Origin of the sequence: Candidatus Brevundimonas colombiensis, assembly GCA_029202665.1 — a bacterium.
Lineage (GTDB): Bacteria > Pseudomonadota > Alphaproteobacteria > Caulobacterales > Caulobacteraceae > Brevundimonas > Brevundimonas colombiensis.
Genome location: CP119326.1, coordinates 453,908 through 475,898, shown reverse-complemented (window position 1 = coordinate 475,898; position 21,991 = coordinate 453,908). Strand labels below are relative to the sequence as shown.

The window sequence follows — 21,991 nt, the reverse complement described above, 5'->3', positions numbered from 1 at the left end:
AGTAGCGCCTTCTAGCCCTCACACCTTCACCTCCACTACCCCGCCGCCCGCCCGGAACTTCGCGCTCATCTCCGCCATGCCGGCTTCGGCTTCCAACAGGGAGGCCCCCGCGTCGTTCTGGGCCTTGGCGGCGTCGCGGATGTCCTGGCTGATCTTCATGGAGCAGAACTTGGGGCCGCACATGGAGCAGAAGTGGGCGGTCTTGTGGGCTTCCTTGGGAAGGGTGGCGTCGTGGTATTTGCGGGCGGTTTCGGGGTCGAGGCCTAAGTTGAACTGATCCTCCCAGCGGAACTCGAACCGGGCGCGGGACAGGGCGTCGTCGTGGGTGCGGGCGGCGGGGTGGCCCTTGGCCAGGTCGGCGGCGTGGGCGGCGATCTTGTAGGTGATGACGCCGTCCTTGACGTCCTGACGATCCGGCAGGCCCAGATGCTCCTTGGGCGTGACGTAGCAGAGCATGGCCGTGCCGAACCAGCCGATCATGGCCGCCCCGATGGCGCTGGTGATGTGGTCATAGCCCGGCGCGATGTCGGTGGTCAGCGGCCCAAGCGTATAGAAGGGCGCCTCGTGGCAGTGCTTCAACTGCTCGTCCATGTTCTGTTTGATCTTGTGCATCGGCACGTGGCCGGGGCCTTCGATCATGACCTGACAGCCCTTGGCCCAGGCGATTTTCGTCAGTTCGCCCAGGGTCCGCAGCTCGGCGAACTGGGCCTCGTCATTGGCGTCGGCGATGGAGCCGGGGCGCAGGCCGTCGCCCAGGCTGAACGAGACATCATAGGCGCGCATGATGTCGCAGATGTCCTCGAAATGCTCGTAGAGGAAGCTCTCCTTGTGGTGGGACAGGCACCATTTGGCCATGATGGAGCCGCCTCGGCTGACGATACCGGTCACCCGCTTGGCCGTCAGCGGCACGAAGGGCAGGCGCACGCCCGCGTGGATGGTGAAATAGTCCACGCCCTGTTCCGCCTGTTCGATCAGGGTGTCGCGGAACACCTCCCACGTCAGGTCCTCGGCGATGCCGTTCACCTTCTCCAGCGCCTGATAGATGGGCACGGTGCCGATGGGGACGGACGAGTTACGGATGATCCAGTCGCGGATGTTGTGGATGTTGCGGCCCGTCGACAGGTCCATGACGTTGTCGGCGCCCCAGCGGGTGGCCCAGACCAGCTTGTCGACCTCGTCATCCACGCTGGACAGCACTGCCGAGTTGCCGATGTTCGCATTGATCTTCACCAGGAAGTTGCGGCCGATAATCATCGGCTCGACCTCGGGGTGGTTGATGTTGTGCGGGATGATGGCGCGGCCGCGGGCGATCTCCTGGCGCACGAACTCGGGCGTCACGAAGTCGGGAATGGCGGCGCCGAAATCCTCGCCGTCGCGGATGCAGGGGCTGTTCTGCTCGCGGCGCAGGTTCTCCCGGATCGCCACATATTCCATCTCGGGCGTGATGATTCCGGCCTGGGCGTATTCGTATTGCGTCACCGGGCGGCCTTCGACGCCCTTGAAGACGCGGTGGTTCGAGACGTCGAAACGGGGGGCGAGGTGGCGGCCGCTGGCGTGGCCGTTGTCCTCGGGCTTGACCTCGCGGGGGTTCGCGACCGGGGCGATGTCGCCGCGATCCAGCTGCCAGCTGGATTTGACCAGGGGCAGGCCGCGCCTGATGTCGATGGTCACGGTCGGGTCGGTGTAGGGGCCGGAGCTGTCATAGATGGTCACCGGCGGCTCGTTGGCGCTCGGGTGGACGGCGACCTCGCGGAAGGGGACGCGGATGTCGGGGTAGAGTTCGCCGGCCACATAGACCTTCTTCGACCCGGCCCGTTCGCCGGTGGGGATGGCGCCGGTCTCCTGCATCACCTGCTCGCGCGCGTCTTTCAGAGCCAGCTCGATGTTGGGCTCTTCGGGCAGGGCGGGCGGTGTGACGGAGATATTCATGGCGGCCTCAAACGGTTGAGGTCCGCCGACGTCGGGCGAGACGGTCCTGTCGTGAGGACCAAAAGCGTTTCCCATCCCTTCGCCGGCATGACCCGGATCAGGTTCGACGGGTCAGAGGAGAAACCTCTATCTCAGCCGCTCGATTGCGACCCCCCGGAGAACAGGGCCACCATAACCCAGCCTCAAGGCGCCGACCAGCCCTTGACCGCGACGGTCGCCGTGCGGGGATCGCCGTCGAAGCGGAGATAGGCGCGGGCGTGGCCGTGGGCGGGAACGTAGTCCAGGGTCGCGGTGGCGGTCTGGTCGCCCAGCACGCCCTCGATGTCGACGGCGGCGGCCGTGTCGTCGCCATCGTTCTGTACACGGACAGTCGCAACATGACCGGCGGCGGTGGACTGGACGGCGACGATACGGGCGCTGAGGGCGGGGGGCGAGGACGGCTGCAGCGCCTCCCACACCACGATGCCGATGGCGGTCAGGGTGACGACGGCGCCGATGGCGGCCATCAGCCATTGAAGCATGGGGCGGGTCGCGGCGGGGGCGGATTTCTTCCTGGCGGGCATGGGCGGTCAGACCAGAAGGCGGGCGGCGGCGGCCCCGATGGAGGCGGGAAAGCCCAGGACGATCAGCGTCTGGACCACGCCCGTCACCGAATGGCCGTCGACGCGCCCGAACAGGGCCAGGGTGAACAGACTGATCCCCAGGGCGATGGCGTAGCCCGGCAGGGTGAAATGCAGGAAGGCGGCGGCGGGATGGTCGGCGTCCTCCTGCCCGGCGAAGCCCGCCTTGAACACGATCAGGTGCAGCAGCAGGATCGACACGGCGATCAGGGCCAGGACATGGGCGGGCGTCGCCTTGTAGGCGATCAGGATGATCTCCTCGGTCGGGGCGATGTTCAGGGCGAAGAACAGGGCGCCCGCCGCCATCAGGAACAGTTCGCCGAAATAGGAGGCCTGATCCTCGTCCGTGTCGCCGCCGCCTTCGCCGCTGAGCTGACGCCGCGCCAGAAGGGCGCCCATGGCGCCGGGAATGGCCTGAAGCGCGACCATGCCCAGGGCCTCGCGCGGGGGCGCGTCCCATTCGACCACGCCGAACAGGATCAGCAGGAGAGAGGCGGTGACGAAGCCGACCGCCAGGGCGACGGCCGTGTCCAGCGCGTCGTTGACCAGGCCGCGCCGCTTTGAGAACCCCGCATAGCAGGACAGGCCGTACAGCAACGGCAGGCCGCACAGAATGAAGCTCAGCAGCCGCCAGCGGTCCATGACCACGCCCTGCTCCCACATCTCCATGGTCATCAGAAGCGGGATGTTGAACACCAGGGCGCCGGCGAAGGCGCGGCCCAGATCCGACACATAGGCCCGCTCTCGATCCAGGTTCACGAACGGCGCGGCGGGGGTCATGGGACGGCAACGGTCGACACGCGGCTTTGGCTCCTTGGGGCTGTCATGCCGACGCGCTATCAAGGCGGCGAACAGGAACCCGTCTCCATGCATCTCGCCCGTTTCGCCCGTATTCGCCTGGCCCATCTGCCAACACCGCTGGAGCCGCTGCCCCGGTTGTCGGAGGAACTGGGCGTGGATCTGTGGATCAAGCGCGACGACTGCACCGGCCTGGCGGGCGGGGGCAACAAGACGCGCAAGCTGGAGTTCCTGCTGGGCGCGGCGTTCGAACAGGAGGCCGATACGCTGGTGACGCAAGGGGCGGTGCAGTCGAACCATGTGCGCCAGACGGCCGCCGCCGCCGCCGCCCACGGCCTGGCCTGCGAGATCATTCTGGAGGAGCGGACGGGATCGAAGGCCAGCGACTATGTCGGCAACGGAAACGTGCTGCTGGACCGGCTGTTCGGGGCGACGATCCGCACCGTGCCGGGCGGGACGGACATGGTCGCAGAGCTGGAGACAACGGCCGAGGCGGTGCGGGCGCGGGGCGGCAAACCCTATGTCATTCCCGGCGGCGGATCGAACCCGGTCGGGGCGCTGGGCTATGTCGACTGTGCGCGCGAGATCGTGGTCCAGGCCGACGAGATGGACCTGGAGGTCCACCGGATCGTGACGGCGACGGGCAGCGCGGGAACCCATGCGGGCCTGGTCGCCGGTCTGGCGGTCATGGGGGCGGACGTTCCGGTGCTGGGCATCGGGGTGCGGGCGCCCCGGGACAGGCAGGAGGCGAACGTCTTCAAACTGGCCGAGGAGACGGCCGCCCTGCTGGGCCAGCCGGGGCGGGTGACGCGCGAGATGGTGGCGGCCGACTGCGACTATGTGGGCGAGGGCTATGGCCTGATCGACCAGGGGGTGATCGACGCCCTGACCCTGGCCGCGCGCCTGGACGGGATCGTGCTGGACCCGGTCTATTCCGGCAAGGCGATGAAGGGTCTGATCGCCCTGGCGCGGGCCGGCCGGTTCCGGGGCGAGACGGTGGTCTTCCTGCACACCGGCGGGGCGCAGGGACTGTTCGGCTATCAGAGCGAGATCGAGGGGGCGCTGTAGCGCGGCGCCCGGCATGGACGCGCGCGAGGCGACGCTGGCGCTGTTGGCCGGCCGGGGCGCAGACGCGACCGTGTGCCCCAGCGAGGTGGCGCGGGCGGTCGCGGGTCGGAGCGGAGCGTGGCGGGAGGTGATGCCCGAAGTCCACGCGGCGGTGGATGTGCTGGTGGGCGAGGGCGCGGTGCGGCTGAGCTGGAAGGGACGGCCGATGGCGATGCGAGCTGGGCCGTACCGGATCGGGCGGGGCAAGGAGTCCGTGTAGTCGGCTCGGCGACGTCGGATAATCGCGCTATGCCATCCTGCTGGTGGGGGTTTACGCTGACGCCAGTCTCATGGCCCGGACAGCGAATCGGATGGCGACATCGATGAAGATGAGCATCTTGAAAGCCTGCCTTCCTCTGCTGGTCGTCGCAGGTCTGTTGGGATGCGGGCCCGAGCCCGCCGCCTCAGCCGAAGGACAGCCGTCGCAAACGGCTAGCCGGGGTGTCCAACCGGTCGCCTCGGGCGCCTTGGGACAGTGCTCGACATTCATGGGCGCATCGCTGTCCGACGGTGATCGGGCGGCGCTTTGGGACGGTCGCGGCGACGCCCAGCCTCTGTGCTTGTTTGTGGCATCGTTCGCCTGGGCGGATCATGATCGACAAAAGGCGTCTGACCTCTACGCATTGGCCATGGTGCGCTACCGGTACGACGCCGTGAGATGCGCGGCGCCCGTTCCAGACGCGCTGGTGTCCACCATGGTTGCAGCCCGGATGGCCGCCGGCGACCGACTTGCCGACCTCGGTATTGATGTCGGGCCGAACGAGATCGGTGCGGCGGCCCAGCGTTCTGAAAGCTACATCTATCCCGTCGGCCATCTTCAAACGCAGTGCGACGGCAAGCTGCGGCCGGAAACGGAATGGGCGGGCCTGAGGCGGGCGATGCAGGAACAGATCGCCGAAGCCCAAGCAAGACCCCGGACGAACCTTTCCTAATTCCCGATTGCTGACCATTGTCATGGCTGGTCGGGGCCGATCCTCCTTGCAGCAGGCCCCGTCGATAGCCGTGGCGGCAGTTCCGGCCGCGATCGCGGCGGTGGGATGGGGACTGATGCGATGAGCAAGATCCTGGGCGTCATCGGGGGCATGGGGCCGGCGGCGACGGTGGCGTTTCTGGCGCGGGTGCAGGCGCTGACCCCGGCTGAAGGGGACGCCGATCATATCCGGGTGGTGATGGACCTGAACCCTCAGGTTCCCGACCGGAACACGCGGCCGGGCGAGGCGGAGGTCGTGCTGGGGCGGATGGCGACGAGCTTGGCGGCGGCGGGGGCGACGGTAATCGCCATGCCGTGCAACACCGCCCATGCCCAGGCGGGCGCGATCCGGGAGGTGTGCGCGGCGCACGGGCTGGCCTTCATCGACATGATCGCAGCGACGGCGGATGCGGCGATCGTCGATGGCGCGCGGCGGATCGGGGTGCTGGCGACGCCGGGGGGCGAGCGGCTGTATCAAAAGGCGCTGGCGGCGCGCGGGGTCGAGACGGTGCTGCTGAACGGCGCGGACCGCGAGGCCTTCATGGGGCTGGTCTATGGGGTCAAGCGCGGGGACGTCGGCGAGACGGCGCGGGCGGGGATGCGGCGGTTGGCGCGGGGGCTGGCGGATGCGGGAGCGCAGGCGGTGATCGCCGGATGCACGGAGGTTCCGCTGCTGTTGCAGGCGGACGACGCGACCGCCCCGCTGACGGACTCGGCCGAGGTGCTGGCGCAGGCTTGCGTGAAGGCATGTCTGTCGTTTCGTCCCTGATGGGGTTGCCCCCCGGCTTCCGGCCCGCCAAACGAAGCGGGTGAGCATTCAATCCCTGATCATCGATTGCGACCCCGGCGTGGACGACGCCGTGGCGCTGTTCCTGGCCTTTGCGGCGCCCGAGCTGAAGGTGCTGGCCGTCACCACGGTCGGGGGCAATGTCCCCGGCGCCCTGACCCAGCGCAATGCGCGGATGGTGCGCCAGATCGCCGGGCGCGATGACGTGCCGGTGTTCGGCGGGGCGGAACGGCCGCTGAAACGCCCGCCGGCGGGGGCGGGCGCGTTCCATGGGCCCGAGGGGCTGGGCGATCTGGAACCGTTCGAGCCGACGGGCATCGTGGGCGACGGGCCGGCCGCCAACGCCATCGTCGATCTGGTGATGCGCCGGCCCGAAGGCTCGGTCGCCGTCGCCGTCCTGGGCCCCATGACCAATCTGGCCCTGGCCCTGCGACGCGAGCGGCGGCTGGCCGAACGGCTGGGGCCAGTGGTCGTCATGGGCGGGGCGCGCAGCGAGGGCGGCAATATCACGCCCTCCGCCGAGTTCAATATCTGGGCCGACCCGGACGCGGCGGCGGTGGTGTTCGGTTCGGGCTGCCGCGTGGTCGCCTTCGGCCTGGACGCCACCCATCAGGTGCGGGCGACCGAGGACCGGATCGCCGCCGTGGAGGCCATCGACGGCGCGGCGGCGCGGGCGACGGCGTCGATGCTGCGGTTCTCCCAGCGGGTCGAGCGTGAGATCGTCGGCTGGCCCACCTTCGATTGGGGGGCGCCGTTGCACGATCCCTGTCCCATCGCCTGGCTGATAAGGCCCGAGCTGTTCGAGACGCGGCCGTGCCGGGTCGAGGTCGAGACCGCGTCCGACCTGACGCGCGGCCATACGGCGGTGGAGTTCCGGGTCGATCCGGCGACGGCGCGGCATCGCTGGGCCACGGCGGCGGACGCCCAGGGGGTGTTCGACCTGATCGTCGAAACGTTGAAAGGCGCGGCATGAGGATCACCGTCGTCGGTTCGATCAATCTGGATCTGGTGGCCACCGCGCCCCAGCTGCCGGCGCCGGGCGAGACGGTGACGGGGGCGACCCTGGCGCGGCATCCGGGCGGCAAGGGCGCCAACCAGGCGCTGGCGGCCGAGCGTCTGGGCGCCGAGGTCAGTCTGATCGGCCGGGTCGGAAACGACGCCATGGCCGGCGAGGCCCTGGCTCTGATGGAGGATTTAGGCGTTGATCTGGCGGGGGTGGAGGTCGATGTGGCGGCCCCGACGGGCGTGGCCCTGATCGCCGTCGATCTGACCGGCGAGAACCAGATCGTGGTGGCGGCCGGGGCCAACCACATGGTCACGCCCGAACAGTTGCCGCAGCGGATCGAGGGCGCGCTGATCGTCCAGCTGGAGCTGCCGGTCGAGACGGTGGAGGCGGCGGTGGGCCGGGCGACGGGCTTCGTCTGCGCCAACCTGGCGCCCGCCCGGCCGGTGTCGGAACTGCTGCTGCGCCGCGCCGACCTGATCGTGGTCAACGAGACCGAGGCCGCCTTCTACGGCGACGGCCTGCACCGGGGCGGCGGCCGCGTGGTGGTGACCAAGGGCGCCAGGGGCGCGGCCATGTACCAGCGCGGCGTCGAAATGGCCTGGGCCGCGCCGCCGGTGATCGAGGCCGTCGATGCCACGGGCGCGGGCGACGCCTTCGTGGCCGCCATCACCGTGGCCCTGCTGGAAGGCATGGACCCGGCCGAGGCCCTGACCTTCGCCTGCGCCGCCGGAGCGTTCGCCGCGACCAGGGCGGGCGCGCAGCCTTCGGCGCCGGAGCGGGACGAGGTGGAGGCGTTGCTGGCTCTCTGACATCGTCATTCCAATCACTGGGCGCGAGAGAGTCACCCGTCCGCTCATCCTTGTGAAAGCGGGGGGCAGCGCTTTGCGCGGGCGACCTCGCAGACGATGACGGGCTGCCGATCCCGCGTCCTGCCGCGCAATAAACTGGTGCTCGTTTTTGCGGGGATGAGCGGAAAAGAAATAGGTAGATGTAATACTATAACCCTATTGAGGGTTGGCATGACGGCTTGGGCGGGGTTAGGTCTGGAGTTCGGGATTTGTGGGGACTTCAGACGATGATGATGCGTGGACGTGGGGTCGGGTTCGTCCTGGCGGCGGTGTTGCTGAGCGGCGTGGCGGGCGAGGCTCTGGCCCAGAATGCGGGGGGCCAGAATGCGGGGCCGGCCGCCGGGCCGATGGTCTATCAGCAGCCGCCCCAGCCCATCGCGGACATCTTGGACGCCAGGCCGACGCCGTCGTCGATGCTGAGCCCGGATCGGCGGACGCTGGTGCTGATGGATAGGTCGAGCCTGCCCAGCATCAAGGCGCTGGCCGAGCCGATGCTGAGGCTGGCGGGCGCGCGGATCAATCCCAGGAACAATGGCGCGGCCGAAAGCCGGGTGTCGTGGCTGACAGGGCTGAGCCTGCAGGACATCGACGGGGGGCAAGGTCAACAAGAAAGGGCGCGGGTCGTGGCCCTGCCGGCCGGCGCGCGGTTCACGGCGCCGCGGTTCTCGCCGGATGCGAAGTCGCTGGCTTTCGTGATGGACCGGCCGATGGGGCTGGAGCTGTGGGTCGTGGACGTGGCCTCGGCGCGGGCGCGCAAGCTGACCGAGCCGATGGTCAATATGACGGGCGGGTCGGGCTATGAGTGGCTGCCGGACAGTTCTGGCCTGTTGGTCGAGGCGGTTCCGTCCGGGCGGGGTCCGGCGCCGGACGTGACGGCGGCGCCGACGGGGCCGAACATCGAGGAGACGGCCGGGCGGGTCGCGCCGGTCCGCACCTATCAGGACCTGCTGTCGAATCCCGGCGACGAGGCCCTGTTCGATCACTATTTCACGTCGCAGCTGACGCTGGTTCCGCTGAACGGCCGTGCACGGACGATCGGAGCGCCGGCGATCTATCTGGACGTCGCGGTGTCGCCGGACGGCAAGTATCTGCTGCATGAGATCGCCAAGCGGCCCTATTCCTATGCGGTGCCGGACGACCTGTTTCCCACCGAGATCGTGGTGACGGATATGAATGGGCGGGTGGTGCGGACGATCGCCGACCTGCCTCTGCGCGACGATGTGCCGACCGCCTTCGACGCCGTGGCGCCGGGGCCGCGCTCGGTGGGCTGGCGGGCCGATGCGCCGGCGACCCTGACCTGGGTCGAGGCGCTGGACGGCGGCGACATCCGGCGCGCGGCCGAGTTCCGGGACCGGGTCTTCATGCAGGCGGCGCCGTTCACGGGCGAGCCGGTCAAGCTGATCGACCTGAAGGAACGGTTCGGCGGCATTGTGTGGGGCAGGGACGACCTGGCCATCGTCAACAGCCGCTGGTTCAACACCCGGCACGAGACGCGCTTCGTGGTCGATCCGTCCAATCCCGGGCAGGGGCGAGTGCTGCTGGAGCGGAATTATCAGGGGCGTTACGACAATCCGGGCCAGCCGGTGACCCAGCCGAATGCGGCCGGGCGTTCGACCATCCGCTTCACGACCGACGGCGACATCCTGATGTCCGGGGCCGGGGCGACGCCGCAGGGCGAGTTCCCGTTCCTGGCCGCCCTGGACCCGGCGACGGGGCGCAGCGAACGGCTGTGGACTTCGGCGAACACCGACTACGAGGCCGTGGTCGGCTTCCTGGATGCGGACGGCAGGCGGGTGGTGACGCAGCAAGAGACGCGGCTGGACCCGCCGAACCTGCAGATCCGCGACCTGACGACCGGCCAGACGACGCCGTTGACCCACTTCCCCGATCCGGCGCCGCAGCTGGCCGGGGCGACGCGCCAGCTTGTGACCTATGAGCGGGCCGACGGGGTCAAGCTGTCGGGGACGCTGTATCTGCCGGCCGGTTACGACAAGGACCGCGACGGGCCGCTGCCGATGCTGATGTGGGCCTATCCGGCCGAGTTCACCGATGCGGCGGTGGCGGGCCAGACGGTGGACGTGCAGAACCGCTTCGTGCGGCCGGGCGGGTCCAGCCATCTGTTCCTGCTGACGCAGGGTTATGCGATCTTCGACAACCCCTCCATGCCCATTATCGGCAAGGATGGGGCCGAGCCGAACGACACCTATGTCGAGCAACTGACGGCGGACGCAAAGGCGGCTGTCGATGCGGTGGTGGCGATGGGGGTGGCGGATCGCGACCGGATTGCCGTGGGCGGCCACAGCTACGGCGCCTTTATGACCGCGAACCTGCTGGTTCACACCGATCTGTTCAGGACTGGGATCGCGCGGTCGGGGGCCTATAACCGCACCTTGACGCCGTTCGGATTCCAGTCCGAGCAGCGCAACTATTGGGAGGCGACCGAGGTCTATACTGAGATGTCGCCCTTCACCTACGCCGACAAGATGAACGAGCCGATCCTGCTTATCCACGGCGAGGCGGACGACAACTCGGGCACCTTCCCTGTGCAGTCCGAGCGGTTCTATGCGGCGCTGAAGGGGCTTGGCGCGACGGCGCGCTACGTCACCCTGCCGCTGGAGGCGCATGGATACCGCGCGCGGGAATCGGTGGGCCATACGTTGTGGGAGATGACCCGCTGGCTGGACCAGTATGTGAAGAACGCGCCGCCGAGGACGGGGGAGTGATCTGCACCTGCGTTGATGCGGGCCGTTGAATGCTGTCATCACAACAGGCGCGATGACGGCGGGGAGGAGACGTCGGGGCTGAATCTGGGGCGGCGCTTGCCGAGCCGTCACGGCGACGTCGTGGTCCTTGTGTCCTCATTGGCGTTTTCCGGAGCGTTGCTGCCAGCGCGTTCGTGATCCGGGCCTGTCGATAGGCGCTTGACGCAGCGTCGTTCACGCTAGAGCGTCGTCGTTCGAAGCGACCGATCAGACGTCGCCAGGGAGAGACGACCGATGCCCAAGAGGCAAGAAGGCCCGCTGGCCGAACGCGCGACCTACAAGGCCTATCACATGGTCTCCACGCGCTGGGCCGACAACGACCAGTACGGCCATATCAACAACGCCAAATTCTACGAGTTCGTGGACTCGGCGGTGAACGCCCACCTGCTGATCGCCAACGCCCTGAACGAATCCATCGGCCTGGTGGTCGATTCCGGCTGCCGCTACACCTCGTCGCTGAAGTTTCCGGACGTGATCGAGGTGGGGATCAAGGTCGACCGCATCGGCACCTCCAGCGTCAGCTACGGCTTTGCGGTCTTCAAGCGCGGCGTCGACGTCCCCGCCGCCATCGGCCATTTCGTCCACGTCTATGTCGACGCGGAGACGCGCCGGCCCAAACCCCTGCCCGAACGGCTGCGCGCCGTGGTGGAGAACCTGCGGGCGGATTGAGGGTGGTCCGGACAAGTGCAAGGGCGGGTTAGAACGCGGGCGTAATCGCCCGGTCTCGACCCAAAGACGTGTCTTCCGGCGGTCCGTTTTGCGACCTTAGCTGTTTCCGTCAGCAAGCGGACGCAGGGACCTCACGCGTTTTAGTCGGTGACCGCCACCAGCATAGGCGTATAGCCGCTGAGCGACATGCCCCAGTTGACGTCCGTCGGCAGGATTAGAACCTGGCCGACTTGCGAGACTTGAATGCCCGCAAAGGGCTCAGCCCCCGGCATATCGATAGTCTGGACCTCGCCGCCGCTCGAAATAAAGACCTTCCCTGGCGCGATTGCGAGCCAGCCGTCCGGTGTCGCGGCCAGTCCGAACAAGGGCCATGTACTGTGAAAGAACGCTTCGATTGAACCCGGAAGGGCATCCACCTCGCGACTGAATACGAGCGTCGCTTCATCGCCGCAGATTCGCATGACTCGACCGTGGGATAACATATGGGACAGCCCGATCGAGGCCAGAAGGCATCCGGGATGGTCGACATCAGGAACGAGACCGGTGATCGGATCGCATTCAGCTGCAAGCGGGCCGTGGCAAGGATTGTTATCGACCTTGCGAACTTCGACCATCTTCGATGAGCCGGGCGCGATCCGCCATAGTCCGCCGCCCCATTCCCCATAGTTGAAGCCTATGTAGATAGACCCGTCGGGGGTGGATGCCATGGTCCTGACGCCAAGTTGGCGCCCAGAGCCTTCGATGGCCTGCCTGCGCCACCGACCGCCGTTACTCCGGTAAAGGGCGTCCCTTGTGACGACGATCCAGTCTGGCCCGACATAGAGCAGGCCGAGTGCGTCAGCGCGAAGCGCCGGCGTCAGGGAAAGGCCTGTTTCCGGATCAAAAACAGAGAAACGGCTCGGCGAGGCGCCATCCGACTTCAGGATAAGAGTTCGACCCGAGGCGCGCAGCAAATCCGCCGCGCCTTGCTCGACCACAATGCGCCGCTCGCCGTTGGATCGGTCGAAAGCGACAACGGCTCCGGACGCATTTCTGAGCCAGAGTCGATGCGCAGTGGCGACGCCTTCGACAAGCCGCGCGCCAAGGACAGGATCACTCGGTGGCGACGACGAATTCTGGGCCGCCGCTGAGCTAGCGCTAAACACGATCAAGAAAAGAAGGGCCAGGATGCGCATGATGCGACCCTAGCGTGAAATGGAGACGGCGTCCCGGCTTATCCATCACGTCGCCGGCGGACGTTGTTTGGGTGTAGCGTCAGATCCTTGGCGAGACGCCGCTTCGTAAACTCACCCGTTTTGAAGGTTTCTGATGGCTACTGAAGCGGACGTCGCTTTAGACCGCCGAATTCCACGTCGGACATGGCTCGGCTGCCTGTCTGATCGCAAAAAGCAACTACGCCTCGCGAGAGACATAGCGAAGGCCGGGTCGTCAGTCGTCCAGGCGGCCGATGAGGAACAGGGCGCCGACGGCGGTGAGGGCGCCCAGGGTGAAGGCGGTGACGACGGCGCCGGCGGCGACGGCGGTGGAGACGGTGACCGGGCGGGCCTCATACCATTCGACGATGTCGGCCTCGTGCAGGTCGTCGTCGGCATAGCCTTCGGCTTGGTAGATGGTGTCGTCGGCGGTCATGACTTTACGCTCCGTCTGTCTTGCCCGGATCAATACGCGCAAACGGTCGAGGTTCCACCCCCAGGGCGCATCGTGACAGGATGCCGTCCATCGGCCGAGCCTTGATCGGCTGAGGAGAAATCGCTTCGCGATTTCGCAGGCGCCGTGAATCAAGGCTCAGTTTGAACATGGAGCCTGATTCACCGTCTCGTCGAAGCGCGCAGCGCTTCCACTTCGGCGGATCAGGCTCTATGAGGCGCGGCTCAAGGTTTCAGAACGCGCAAAAGACGATCCCATGGCCGGCCACTCGAAATTCAAGAACATCATGCACCGCAAGGGGCGCGCCGACGCGCAGCGCTCCAAGCTGTTCTCCAAACTGTCGCGCGACATCACCGTCGCCGCCAAGTCGGGCCTGCCCGACCCGGCCGCCAACCCGCGCCTGCGCCTGGCGGTCAACAACGCCAAGGCCGAAAGCCTGCCCAAGGACGTGATCCAGCGCGCCATCAACAAGGCCGCCGGCGGCGACGTCGATACGATGGAAGAGGTCCGTTATGAGGGACGGGGTCCGGGCGGCGTCGGCATCATCGTCGAGGCCCTGACCGACAACCGCAACCGCGCGGCGTCCAACATCGGCACGGCGTTCAAGAAGAACGGCGGGACGCTGAGCGAAATGAACTCGGTCGCCTTCATGTGGGATAAGGTCGGCCAGATCATCTACAAGGCCGAGGCCGGCACCGAAGACGAGGTGATGGAGGCCGCCATCGAGGCCGGCGCGTCCGACGTCGAAAGCGATCTGGTCAAGCCGGACATCTATGAGGACGCGCCGGGCCACACCATCTGGACCGCCTTCGAAGATCTGAACGAAGTCGCCGACGCCATGTCCAAGGTGCTGGGCGACCCCAAGTCCACCGCCATCGTCTGGAAGCCTCAGTCCGAAGTGCCGGTGACGGGCGAGGCCGTCGGCACGCTGTTCAAGCTGCTGGACGCGCTGGACGCCGAGGACGACGTGTCTGCGGTCTATTCCAACGAGGACGTCTCGGACGAGGACGCGGCCAAGTACGCGGGGTGATGGGCGACATGCGGGGGTTGTGATACGGTTCCCGCATGACCGTGCATGTGACCATCGCCCTGGACGAAGCCGTCAAGGCCAAGCTGGACGCTCTGGCCGACGTCCGGCAGGCGACGATTGACGACATCGTGGCCATGGCGGTGCTGGACATGGCGGTCGAGGACGAGGCGGTGCCGTTCATGTCGGCTGAAGAAGAAGCCGCCTTTCACGCCGCCGTCGACGAGGGGCTGAGGTCGCTGGACGCCGGAGGGGGCATCCCGCACGAGGTGGTCGTCGCGGAGTTGCGCGCGCGACAGGCGGCGCGGACGCAGCGTTGAAGGTCATCTGGTCGCCCGCCGCCCGCACGGACCTCGAAGAGGTCTGGCGGTATATCGCGACCGATAGCGTCAATGCCGCGACCCTGGTCGAAAACCGCATCATCGACGCCGTCGATGGGCTGGGCGCCTTTCCTGAAACGGGGCGACGTGTCGGGAACGGGTTGAGGCAGTTGGTCGTCGCCAGAACCGGCTATCTGATCATCTACCGCGTCAGGGCGGAGCATATCGAGATCGCTCGGGTGTGGCACGGCGCGCGCGAACCGTTCGCCTAAGGGAACAGCGAGTCGTTCGCACGGAACCGGGCGGTGCGCCGGGCGTATCGGGGCTTCACAGTTACGCTAGGAGCCTTCCATGGACATCACCCAGCTGATCCTCGACGACCATGCCGAACAGCGCCGGCTGTTCTCGATCATCGAACAGATCGACCCCAAGGACACCGAGGCGCTAAGCGCGGTGTGGGGGCGGCTGTCGGCCTTTCTGGATGTCCACGCCGAGGCCGAGGAGCGGTTCTTCTATCCCGACCTGATGAAGAAGGGCGATGGCGCCAATGACGCCGAGGAGGGCACGGTCGAGGGCGAGACCGAGGACGCGATCGAGGATCACAACAAGCTGCGCGATGCGGTCAAGGCGGTCGCCAGGCACGAGGTCGGAACCAGGGCCTGGTTCGAGGCCGTGGGCGAGGCCAATGTGGTCAACTCCAAACATATGGGCGAAGAGGAACGTCAGGGCCTGACCGACTTCCGCCTGAACGCCGGCGTCGCCGTGCGCCATGATCTGGCGGTCAAGTTCGCGGCCTTCGAGGCGACGCATATCACGGGCGTCAAACCGGTGAACAAGGACCCGGAGACCTATGTCGAGAAACACGGCTGAGGCGTTGGAATCCTGAAGCAGAATCGGACCGGGCTGACGCGGTCGGCCCGGCTTTAGATTTTGCTTCGGTTTGATTCTGGAGCATTTTTCACCCTCTGTCCGATTCAGACAGCGGCCGAAATCCTCTAGGTGCAGAAGGCGGCGGCGGCGTCCAGCCAGACGGCCAGACCGACCCGAGACCACAGCCAGACGCCCACGGCCAGCAGGGTCAGGGCGACAGCGGCGATGGCCAGGGCAATCGGCCGCATCTTCATTCGGCCGGAAGGGCGGTGCGGACCAGGGGCGCTTCCTTGATCGGCAGATTGGCGACGGCGGCGGTCAGGGCCAGGGCGATGGAGGCGATCCACATCAGGCTGTAGGAGCCCGTGGCGTCGAAGATGAGGCCCGCCAGCCAGGCGCCGAGGAAGGCGCCGACCTGGTGGCTGAGGAAGACGATGCCTGCCAGCGCCGACAGATGACGCAGGCCGTAGATCTGCGCCACCAGGCCGTTGGTCAGGGGCAGGGTGCCCAGCCACAGGAAGCCGGAGACGGCGGCGAAGACCAGGGCGCTGGCCGAGGACAGCGGAACCAGGACGAAGACGATCATGCTGAGGCCGCGCAGCCCATAGAGCAGCGCCAGCAGCCCCTTCTTAGACCCCTTGGACCCCCAGGCGCCCCACAGCCAGGACCCGGCGATGTTGAACAGGCCGATCAGGGCCAGGCAGGCGGCGCCGATCGACGGGTCCAGACCGCCGTCGCGCAGATAGGCGGGCAGGTGGAAGCCGACGAAGGCCAGCTGGAAACCGCAGACGAAGAAGCCGAAGTTCAGCATCCAGAAGCTGGGGTGGGCGAAGGCCTCGGCCAAAGCAGGCTTCAGGGCCGGACCGTCCCGGTGATCGGCGGCGGGGGGCTTGCCCGCGACGCCCAAGGCCAGGGGGATGACCAGGGCGACCAGGGCGGCGAGGCCGAACAGGGTGACGCGCCAGTCGAAGGCGTCGATCAGGGCCTGGGTCAGGGGCACGACCAGGAACTGGCCCAGAGACCCGCCCGCCGTGACCAGACCGAAGGCCAGGGTGCGCCTGTGCGCGGGCACGACCTTGCCGACGGCGCCCAGCACCACGACGAAGGCGGCGCCCGACATGGCGGTTCCGGTCAGGACGCCCAGGCCGATCGTCAGGCCCAGGGTGCTGGACGCCAGGCCCGCGACGGTCAGTCCGAGGGCGTAGACCAGGGCGCCCGCCACGGCGATCACGCCCGCGCCGCGTCGGTCGGCCAGGGCGCCGACGAAGGGCTGGGCCAGGCCGAACAACAGGTTCTGGACGGCGACGATGAAGCCGAAGGTCTGGCGGTCTATGCCCATGTCCATCGTCAACGGCGCGAGGAACAGGCCGAACGCCTGACGGATGCCCATCGACAGGGTGACGATGGCGGCGGCCGCGCCGATCATGATCCAGACGCGGCGGGAGAGATGCGGGGCGTCGGCGTCAGACATGGGTCTCGACCTCGTTGAGCAGTTCGATCAGGGCGGCCTCGCCCGGGCCGAGGGTCCCGCTGACGGCGGCCTGAGCAGTTTTCCAGAGGGGGCGGGCCCGTTCCAGCTGTTCGCGACCGGCGTCGGTCAGGGCGAACCTCTGGACACGGCCGGGCTGGGCGGCGATCCAGTCGTGGCGGATCAGGGGCTGAAGCGTGCGCCACAGGGCGCTCTTCTCATGGGCGGTGCGTTCGGACAATTCGACCAGGGTGGGGCGGTCCATCGACGACAGGGTCCGCAGCACCGAGAACTGGGTGATGGTCAGGCCCACGGGCGTCAGGGCCTCGTCATAGTGACGGGTCAGGGCGCGCGAGGCGCGGCGCAGGCGGCCGCAGATGCAGGGGATATCATCGCCGGGGTTCGAGTTCATTGCATATGCAAAGCACGACGTCGTTGCATATACAATCGGCATTGTCGGACGGCTGGTGATTGTTTGCTAACCCTCTTTGCGGCAATAGGGGAACGGATGGCGAACGAACCGATCAGAATCATCGGGCTGGACCCGGGTCTTAGGCGCACCGGCTGGGGCGTGATCTCGGCCGAGGGGGCGCGGCTGCGCTGGATCGCGCACGGGGTGGTGACGCCGCCCGAGGCCGCGCCCTTCGCCGAGCGTCTGGTGCATCTGCTGGACCATGTGGCGGCGGTCTGCGCCGATCACGATTGCGACGAGGCGGCGGTGGAGGAGGTGTTCGTCAATGTGAACCCGTCCTCGACGCTGAAACTGGGCCATGCGCGGGCGGCGGTGATGCTGGCGCCGGCCAAGGCGGGTCTGGCGGTGGCGGAATATTCGCCGAACCTGATCAAGAAGGCGGTGGTCGGGGCGGGCCACGCCGACAAGAGCCAGATCGCCTTCATGGTCAAACGGCTGCTGCCGACGGCCGGCGACGTGAAGGCCGATGCGGCCGACGCCCTGGCGGTGGCGATCACCCATGCGCAACTGCGGAAACGGAGCCTGTTGGAAGCCCTGACGCGGGGTGCGGCATGAGCGGTGCGGCGTCAGTCTCCTCCCCATCGCAGATGGGGAGGTGGCGCGGCGCGGCTTCGCGCCGTGACGGAGGGGCTCTTCCTGTGCGGCTGGTGTCCGAGAGACGTCAAAAGCCCCTCCACCGCTTCGCGGTCCCCCTCCCCATCAAGATGGGGAGGAGACGGTCGTGATCGGGCGTCTGAGAGGCGTGCTGGCCGAGGTGGGCGAGGCGGACTGCCTGATCGACTGCGGCGGCGTGGGCTATGTGGCGTCGTGCGGGGCGCGGACCTTGGGGCGGCTGCCGGCGCCGGGCGACGAGGCGACGCTGCATATCCATTCGCAATGGAGCGAGGACGCGGGACCGCGCCTGTACGGCTTTCTGACGCGCGACGAGCGGCGGGCGTTTACGACCCTGCTGGCCATTCAGGGCGTGGGACCCAAGGCGGCGCTGGCGGTTCTGGACGTGCTGCCGCCCGGCGAACTGGCGGGGGCGGTGGCGCGCGAGGACAAGGCGGCGGTGGCGCGGGCCAACGGCGTGGGGCCGAAACTGGCGCTGCGGATCGTCACCGAGCTGAAGGGCAAGCCCCTAAGCAGTATAGTGGGCGACGTGGCCTTTGCGCCGCATGCGCCGGGAATGCATGTCGAGATCGCGCCGCCCCCGCCGTCGATCACCGGCGAGGCGGTGTCGGCCCTGCTGAGCCTGGGCGTGGTGGAGGTCAATGCGCGCCGGGCCGTCGATCAGGCCCTGATCCGGCTGGGCGACGAGGCCGAACTGTCGGCGGTGATCCGCGCGGCGCTGCAGGAGTTGGGGCGGTGACGCGTCGAGAACGCTCCCCAGGTTTGGAACGGACAAGGTTGAGCCGAGGTCCCGGCGCGGCCTATGGCGACAGCCCCCCCAAACATGAGTACGGATTTTACAATGAACAAGAAACTGCAGGTCGTGATCGTCTTCGCCGTCGGTCTGGTCGCCATGGTGGTCGGTTACGCGGTCCTGAAGGGGATGTAAGCCGGTCGCGTCGGGGAGCGGTTCGATGAGCGATGACAGACTGGTCGCCGCCGACGCCGCCCCCGGCGAAGCCTATGACCGCGCCCTGCGGCCCCAGACCCTGTCCGAGTTCGTCGGTCAGTCGCAGGCCAAGGGCAATCTGAAGGTCTTCATCGACGCGGCGCGCGGGCGGGGCGAGGCGCTGGACCATGTGCTGCTGTTCGGACCGCCGGGGCTGGGCAAGACCACCCTGGCGCAGATCGTGGCGCGCGAACTGGGGGTCGGGTTCCGGGCGACCTCGGGGCCGATCCTGGCCAAGGCGGGCGATCTGGCGGCCATCCTGACCAATCTGGAACCGCGCGACGTCCTGTTCATCGACGAAATCCACCGCCTGAGCCCCCAGGTCGAGGAAATCCTGTATCCGGCCATGGAGGACCATGTGCTGGACCTGATCATCGGCGAGGGGCCGTCGGCGCGTTCGGTGCGGATCGATCTGGCGCCCTTCACCCTGGTCGGGGCCACGACGCGGGCGGGCCTTTTGGCGACGCCGCTGCGGGATCGGTTCGGCATTCCGCTGCGGCTGGAGTTCTATACGCCCGAGGAACTGACCGCCGTGGTGCGGGGCGCGGCGCGCAAGATGGGCGCGGCCATCGACGAGGGCGGGGCGCTGGAGATCGCGCGGCGGGCGCGGGGCACGCCGCGCATCGCCGGGCGGCTGCTGCGTCGGGTGCGCGATTTCGCCGATGCGGAGGCCAGCGCGGTCATCACGCGGGCCGCCTCGGCGCGAGCGCTGGCGCGGCTGGAGGTGGACGAATCCGGCCTGGACAGCCTGGACCGCCGGTTCCTGAAGGCCCTGATCGAAAACTATGGCGGGGGGCCGGTGGGGATGGACACCCTGGCCGCCGCCATCGCCGAGGCGCGCGACGCGGTCGAGGACGTGATCGAACCCTATCTGCTGCAACAGGGCTTCATCATGCGCACCCCGCGCGGCCGGGTCGCCTGCGCCAAGGCCTACGCCCATCTGGGACTGAGCGCGCCGCCGCCGCCGTCCGCCGGCCCCGCGCCGGGCGACCTGTTCGAATGAAGGTCGGCTTCGATCCAGGCAAGGATGCGAGCAATCGCGCCAAGCATGGATTGTCGCTGTCGCGCGCGGGCGAACTGGACCTTCTGGCCGCTTTCGTCCTGGCCGATGACCGTCTGGATTACGGCGAGCCACGATGGCGGGCCTATGGTATGATGGACGGGCGGCTGCATATGCTGGCCTTCACCTTCCGGGACGGGATGTTGAGGGCCATCAGTCTGCGGCGCGCGAACGCCAGGGAGTGTAAACGCTATGGCTGATCCCAAGCTCAGCCTCGATCCGAACGACTATGCGGACGTCGAGATCGACGACATCGACAATCCCGAATGGACGGACGGGGACTTCGCCAAGGCGCGACCCCTGCGCGAGGTCATGCCGGACCTGTACGCCCGGATGACGGGCGAGCAGGACGTGGCGCTGAAACTGTCGGCGGAGACGATCAAGGCCTTTGCCGAGGAGGGCGAGGATTGGCGCGAGCGGATGGCGCAGGCTCTGACCGACGTGGCGCGGAACAAGCGCGCGGCCTGATCCCCGGCGACCTGTTCGAATAGGCGTTGCCAAGCCGGGGCGGATCGGCGTTTGCTGGCGCGGCATCGGAGCGCGCCCCATGATCCTTCGTCCTGTCGCGGCATTGGTTTTGAGCCTCGGCTTGTGGGGCGGTCTGGCGGTCGCGCCGCCCGCCCGCGCGGCGGCGCCCGTCTTCACCGAAAAGCCCTGTCCGGCCGACTGGCCGACCGATGTGCGCAAGACGACCTGCGGAACCCTGACGGTCGATGAGGCGCGGGGGACGGCCAGCGATCGGCGCATCGGCGTGGCGGTGGTGGTGCTGAAGGCCAGCCAGCCCTATCGCGACGCTTCGGGGCAGGCGCTGCCGCCGGTGTTCATGTTTCATGGCGGGCCGGGCGGGGATCTGACGCCGGGCGTGGGGAATATGCTGCGCGCCCTGTCGCGGCGGCCCGACCTGATGGCGGTGGATCAGGACGTGGTCCTGTTCGACCAGCGCGGGGGCGGGCGGGGCGATCCGTCGCTGGACTGTCCGGGGGTGCAGCTGACCGACGCCGGGCCGCCGTCCGACGCCGACCGCGACGGGCTGATCGCCTGTCTGAAAGCCTATCAGGCCAAGGGGATCGACCTGAACCAGTACAACGCCGCCGTCATCGCCGACGACGTGCGCGACCTGGCCCAGGTGCTGGGTTACGACAAGATCGACCTGTGGGGCGGCTCCTACGGCCCGCGCATCGAGGCGGCGGTGATCACCCATCAGCCCCGGATCGTGCGGGCGGCGGTGATGGACAGCCCCTGGCCGCCCGAAGGAAACTGGGCCGTCGGCACGCCCGAACAGGTGTCGGCGGCGGTGCGGCTGATCCTGGCCAAATGTCAGGCCCAGGTCGCCTGTGCGGGGCGGCATCCCGACCTTCAGGCGCGGTTCGAGGCCGAGGCGCGAAAGTGGCTGGCCGGGCCGGTGAGAGGAAAGGACGGGCGGAGCTTCACCGTCGACGACCTGTCGGCGTTTCTGATGGACACGACCTATAGCGCGACGGGGGTGCGGCGGCTGCCGGCCGATCTGGAGGCGATCATCGCCGGAAACCTGAACCCGGTCGCCGAGATCGCGGAGGACCGCACCTATTACACCGAGGGCCAGCATATGGCGCATCTGTGCAAGGAGGAGCTGCCGTTCGAATCCAGGGCGCGGCTGGCGGCGGGCGCGGCGGGCGATCCGGTGGCCGAGGTGCTGGTTCCGTCGCTGTCGCGCCTGTTCGACGTATGCGACGCGGTGGGCGAGACCCCAGCCGAGCCCATCGAGAACCAGCCGGTCACGACCGACATTCCGACCCTGTTCGTCGCCGCCGAGATCGACCCCGGCTGTCCGCCGCCCCTGACCGAGGCGGCGGCCAGGGGCTATTCCCGCAGCCAGGTGGTGATCGTGACCAACGCCACCCACGGCGTCATCAACGCCAGCCCCTGCACGCGCAGGATGGCGCGCGACTTCCTGCGCGATCCCTCGGCGCCGGTGGACCGCAGCTGCCTGCCGGCGGCGGACACGCCGCTGAACTTCATCGAGGCCGCTTCGGCGGGATAGGGGATGCGCGG

Annotated in this window: 26 protein-coding genes and 1 riboswitch; of the genes, 18 read left to right on the top strand and 8 right to left on the bottom strand. The window is 68.0% G+C overall.

What is annotated here, in order from left to right; translation table 11 throughout:
- Nucleotides 1-18: 18 nt before the first annotated feature.
- The 3 genes from thiC to P0Y50_02210 form a co-directional block, all read right to left on the bottom strand.
- Nucleotides 19-1,848 (bottom strand): phosphomethylpyrimidine synthase ThiC, encoded by a 1,830-nt coding sequence (gene thiC / locus P0Y50_02220; protein WEK41510.1) that lies wholly within the window; start codon nt 1,846-1,848, stop codon nt 19-21.
- A 137-nt stretch (nt 1,849-1,985) separates the two neighbouring features.
- A riboswitch (TPP riboswitch) is annotated at nt 1,986-2,095 on the bottom strand.
- Nucleotides 2,096-2,111: 16 nt separating this feature from the next.
- The gene (locus P0Y50_02215; GenBank protein ID WEK40443.1) at nt 2,112-2,492 is read right to left on the bottom strand and encodes a hypothetical protein; all 381 of its coding nucleotides are present in this window, start codon (nt 2,490-2,492) and stop codon (nt 2,112-2,114) included.
- Nucleotides 2,493-2,498: 6 nt separating this feature from the next.
- On the bottom strand, nt 2,499-3,329 hold the full coding sequence (locus tag P0Y50_02210; protein WEK40442.1) for a TIGR02587 family membrane protein: 831 nt from the start codon (nt 3,327-3,329) through the stop codon (nt 2,499-2,501).
- Nucleotides 3,330-3,416: 87 nt separating this feature from the next.
- Between P0Y50_02210 and P0Y50_02205 the strand changes: the two genes are divergently transcribed.
- From P0Y50_02205 to P0Y50_02170, 8 genes are all read left to right on the top strand, one after another.
- On the top strand, nt 3,417-4,415 hold the full coding sequence (locus P0Y50_02205; protein WEK40441.1) for a D-cysteine desulfhydrase: 999 nt from the start codon (nt 3,417-3,419) through the stop codon (nt 4,413-4,415).
- Between the two features lie 13 nt (nt 4,416-4,428).
- On the top strand, nt 4,429-4,674 hold the full coding sequence (locus P0Y50_02200) for a DUF3253 domain-containing protein (GenBank protein WEK40440.1): 246 nt from the start codon (nt 4,429-4,431) through the stop codon (nt 4,672-4,674).
- A gap of 103 nt (nt 4,675-4,777) precedes the next feature.
- Nucleotides 4,778-5,386 carry a hypothetical protein gene (locus tag P0Y50_02195; protein WEK40439.1) on the top strand — a complete coding sequence of 203 codons (609 nt, stop codon included), beginning with the start codon at nt 4,778-4,780 and terminating at the stop codon, nt 5,384-5,386.
- A 120-nt stretch (nt 5,387-5,506) separates the two neighbouring features.
- Entirely contained in the window at nt 5,507-6,193 is a 687-nt protein-coding gene (locus tag P0Y50_02190) for an amino acid racemase (protein ID WEK40438.1), read from the top strand.
- Nucleotides 6,194-6,233: 40 nt separating this feature from the next.
- Nucleotides 6,234-7,184 (top strand): nucleoside hydrolase, encoded by a 951-nt coding sequence (locus P0Y50_02185; GenBank protein ID WEK40437.1) that lies wholly within the window; start codon nt 6,234-6,236, stop codon nt 7,182-7,184.
- Complete coding sequence (locus P0Y50_02180) at nt 7,181-8,026, top strand: ribokinase (protein ID WEK40436.1); 846 nt, start codon at nt 7,181-7,183, stop codon at nt 8,024-8,026. Before P0Y50_02185 ends, P0Y50_02180 begins: the two co-directional genes overlap by 4 nt.
- Before the next feature lie 266 nt (nt 8,027-8,292).
- Nucleotides 8,293-10,788, top strand: a complete 2,496-nt coding sequence (locus P0Y50_02175) for a prolyl oligopeptidase family serine peptidase (GenBank protein WEK40435.1) — start codon at nt 8,293-8,295, stop codon at nt 10,786-10,788.
- Nucleotides 10,789-11,061: 273 nt separating this feature from the next.
- Entirely contained in the window at nt 11,062-11,496 is a 435-nt protein-coding gene (locus tag P0Y50_02170; GenBank protein ID WEK40434.1) for a thioesterase family protein, read from the top strand.
- A 140-nt stretch (nt 11,497-11,636) separates the two neighbouring features.
- Here P0Y50_02170 and P0Y50_02165 read toward each other — a convergent pair whose 3' ends face one another.
- Complete coding sequence (locus P0Y50_02165; protein ID WEK40433.1) at nt 11,637-12,671, bottom strand: hypothetical protein; 1,035 nt, start codon at nt 12,669-12,671, stop codon at nt 11,637-11,639.
- 253 nt (nt 12,672-12,924) lie between these two features.
- Nucleotides 12,925-13,125: a hypothetical protein gene (locus P0Y50_02160; GenBank protein ID WEK40432.1), complete on the bottom strand. Its 201-nt coding sequence runs from the start codon at nt 13,123-13,125 to the stop codon at nt 12,925-12,927.
- Between the two features lie 274 nt (nt 13,126-13,399).
- On the opposite strand from P0Y50_02160, the gene P0Y50_02155 reads away from it, so the two are divergent.
- From P0Y50_02155 to P0Y50_02140, 4 genes are all read left to right on the top strand, one after another.
- A complete protein-coding gene (locus P0Y50_02155; protein ID WEK40431.1) occupies nt 13,400-14,173 on the top strand; it encodes a YebC/PmpR family DNA-binding transcriptional regulator in 774 nt (257 codons plus the stop codon).
- Between the two features lie 35 nt (nt 14,174-14,208).
- A complete protein-coding gene (locus tag P0Y50_02150; GenBank protein ID WEK40430.1) occupies nt 14,209-14,490 on the top strand; it encodes a hypothetical protein in 282 nt (93 codons plus the stop codon).
- On the top strand, nt 14,487-14,762 hold the full coding sequence (locus P0Y50_02145; protein WEK40429.1) for a type II toxin-antitoxin system RelE/ParE family toxin: 276 nt from the start codon (nt 14,487-14,489) through the stop codon (nt 14,760-14,762). Before P0Y50_02150 ends, P0Y50_02145 begins: the two co-directional genes overlap by 4 nt.
- 79 nt (nt 14,763-14,841) lie before the next feature.
- Nucleotides 14,842-15,360, top strand: a complete 519-nt coding sequence (locus P0Y50_02140) for a hemerythrin domain-containing protein (protein WEK40428.1) — start codon at nt 14,842-14,844, stop codon at nt 15,358-15,360.
- A gap of 125 nt (nt 15,361-15,485) precedes the next feature.
- Here P0Y50_02140 and P0Y50_02135 read toward each other — a convergent pair whose 3' ends face one another.
- From P0Y50_02135 to P0Y50_02125, 3 genes are read right to left on the bottom strand one after another with little or no spacing between them, the layout of a single operon-like run.
- Nucleotides 15,486-15,608, bottom strand: a complete 123-nt coding sequence (locus P0Y50_02135) for a hypothetical protein (protein ID WEK40427.1) — start codon at nt 15,606-15,608, stop codon at nt 15,486-15,488.
- Nucleotides 15,609-15,610: 2 nt separating this feature from the next.
- A complete protein-coding gene (locus tag P0Y50_02130) occupies nt 15,611-16,831 on the bottom strand; it encodes an MFS transporter (protein ID WEK40426.1) in 1,221 nt (406 codons plus the stop codon).
- Nucleotides 16,824-17,240, bottom strand: a complete 417-nt coding sequence (locus P0Y50_02125; protein WEK40425.1) for a MarR family winged helix-turn-helix transcriptional regulator — start codon at nt 17,238-17,240, stop codon at nt 16,824-16,826. Before P0Y50_02125 ends, P0Y50_02130 begins: the two co-directional genes overlap by 8 nt.
- A 96-nt stretch (nt 17,241-17,336) precedes the next feature.
- Between P0Y50_02125 and ruvC the strand changes: the two genes are divergently transcribed.
- The 6 genes from ruvC (at nt 17,337) to P0Y50_02095 (ending at nt 21,980) form a co-directional block, all read left to right on the top strand.
- Nucleotides 17,337-17,855 carry a crossover junction endodeoxyribonuclease RuvC gene (gene ruvC / locus P0Y50_02120; GenBank protein WEK40424.1) on the top strand — a complete coding sequence of 173 codons (519 nt, stop codon included), beginning with the start codon at nt 17,337-17,339 and terminating at the stop codon, nt 17,853-17,855.
- Between the two features lie 166 nt (nt 17,856-18,021).
- The gene (ruvA, locus tag P0Y50_02115) at nt 18,022-18,651 is read left to right on the top strand and encodes a Holliday junction branch migration protein RuvA (protein ID WEK40423.1); all 630 of its coding nucleotides are present in this window, start codon (nt 18,022-18,024) and stop codon (nt 18,649-18,651) included.
- Nucleotides 18,652-18,865: 214 nt separating this feature from the next.
- Nucleotides 18,866-19,903, top strand: coding sequence for a Holliday junction branch migration DNA helicase RuvB (gene ruvB, locus P0Y50_02110; protein ID WEK40422.1), 1,038 nt, complete (start codon nt 18,866-18,868; stop codon nt 19,901-19,903).
- Complete coding sequence (locus P0Y50_02105; protein WEK40421.1) at nt 19,900-20,160, top strand: BrnT family toxin; 261 nt, start codon at nt 19,900-19,902, stop codon at nt 20,158-20,160. The genes ruvB and P0Y50_02105 overlap by 4 nt, the downstream gene beginning before the upstream one ends.
- A complete protein-coding gene (locus tag P0Y50_02100; GenBank protein WEK40420.1) occupies nt 20,153-20,428 on the top strand; it encodes a BrnA antitoxin family protein in 276 nt (91 codons plus the stop codon). Before P0Y50_02105 ends, P0Y50_02100 begins: the two co-directional genes overlap by 8 nt.
- Nucleotides 20,429-20,507: 79 nt before the next feature.
- Nucleotides 20,508-21,980, top strand: coding sequence for an alpha/beta fold hydrolase (locus P0Y50_02095; GenBank protein WEK40419.1), 1,473 nt, complete (start codon nt 20,508-20,510; stop codon nt 21,978-21,980).
- The last annotated feature ends 11 nt before the right edge of the window (nt 21,981-21,991 follow it).

Coding starts and splice junctions, on each gene's coding strand:
- thiC (WEK41510.1), bottom strand. CDS start 1,848: ATGCAGGAGACCGGCGCCATCCCCACCGGCGAACGGGCCGGGTCGAAG.
- P0Y50_02215 (WEK40443.1), bottom strand. CDS start 2,492: ATGCCCGCCAGGAAGAAATCCGCCCCCGCCGCGACCCGCCCCATGCTT.
- P0Y50_02210 (WEK40442.1), bottom strand. CDS start 3,329: ATGACCCCCGCCGCGCCGTTCGTGAACCTGGATCGAGAGCGGGCCTAT.
- P0Y50_02205 (WEK40441.1), top strand. CDS start 3,417: ATGCATCTCGCCCGTTTCGCCCGTATTCGCCTGGCCCATCTGCCAACA.
- P0Y50_02200 (WEK40440.1), top strand. CDS start 4,429: ATGGACGCGCGCGAGGCGACGCTGGCGCTGTTGGCCGGCCGGGGCGCA.
- P0Y50_02195 (WEK40439.1), top strand. CDS start 4,778: ATGAAGATGAGCATCTTGAAAGCCTGCCTTCCTCTGCTGGTCGTCGCA.
- P0Y50_02190 (WEK40438.1), top strand. CDS start 5,507: ATGAGCAAGATCCTGGGCGTCATCGGGGGCATGGGGCCGGCGGCGACG.
- P0Y50_02180 (WEK40436.1), top strand. CDS start 7,181: ATGAGGATCACCGTCGTCGGTTCGATCAATCTGGATCTGGTGGCCACC.
- P0Y50_02175 (WEK40435.1), top strand. CDS start 8,293: ATGATGATGCGTGGACGTGGGGTCGGGTTCGTCCTGGCGGCGGTGTTG.
- P0Y50_02170 (WEK40434.1), top strand. CDS start 11,062: ATGCCCAAGAGGCAAGAAGGCCCGCTGGCCGAACGCGCGACCTACAAG.
- P0Y50_02165 (WEK40433.1), bottom strand. CDS start 12,671: ATGCGCATCCTGGCCCTTCTTTTCTTGATCGTGTTTAGCGCTAGCTCA.
- P0Y50_02160 (WEK40432.1), bottom strand. CDS start 13,125: ATGACCGCCGACGACACCATCTACCAAGCCGAAGGCTATGCCGACGAC.
- P0Y50_02155 (WEK40431.1), top strand. CDS start 13,400: ATGGCCGGCCACTCGAAATTCAAGAACATCATGCACCGCAAGGGGCGC.
- P0Y50_02150 (WEK40430.1), top strand. CDS start 14,209: ATGACCGTGCATGTGACCATCGCCCTGGACGAAGCCGTCAAGGCCAAG.
- P0Y50_02140 (WEK40428.1), top strand. CDS start 14,842: ATGGACATCACCCAGCTGATCCTCGACGACCATGCCGAACAGCGCCGG.
- P0Y50_02135 (WEK40427.1), bottom strand. CDS start 15,608: ATGCGGCCGATTGCCCTGGCCATCGCCGCTGTCGCCCTGACCCTGCTG.
- P0Y50_02130 (WEK40426.1), bottom strand. CDS start 16,831: ATGTCTGACGCCGACGCCCCGCATCTCTCCCGCCGCGTCTGGATCATG.
- P0Y50_02125 (WEK40425.1), bottom strand. CDS start 17,240: ATGAACTCGAACCCCGGCGATGATATCCCCTGCATCTGCGGCCGCCTG.
- ruvC (WEK40424.1), top strand. CDS start 17,337: ATGGCGAACGAACCGATCAGAATCATCGGGCTGGACCCGGGTCTTAGG.
- ruvB (WEK40422.1), top strand. CDS start 18,866: ATGAGCGATGACAGACTGGTCGCCGCCGACGCCGCCCCCGGCGAAGCC.
- P0Y50_02105 (WEK40421.1), top strand. CDS start 19,900: ATGAAGGTCGGCTTCGATCCAGGCAAGGATGCGAGCAATCGCGCCAAG.
- P0Y50_02100 (WEK40420.1), top strand. CDS start 20,153: ATGGCTGATCCCAAGCTCAGCCTCGATCCGAACGACTATGCGGACGTC.
- P0Y50_02095 (WEK40419.1), top strand. CDS start 20,508: ATGATCCTTCGTCCTGTCGCGGCATTGGTTTTGAGCCTCGGCTTGTGG.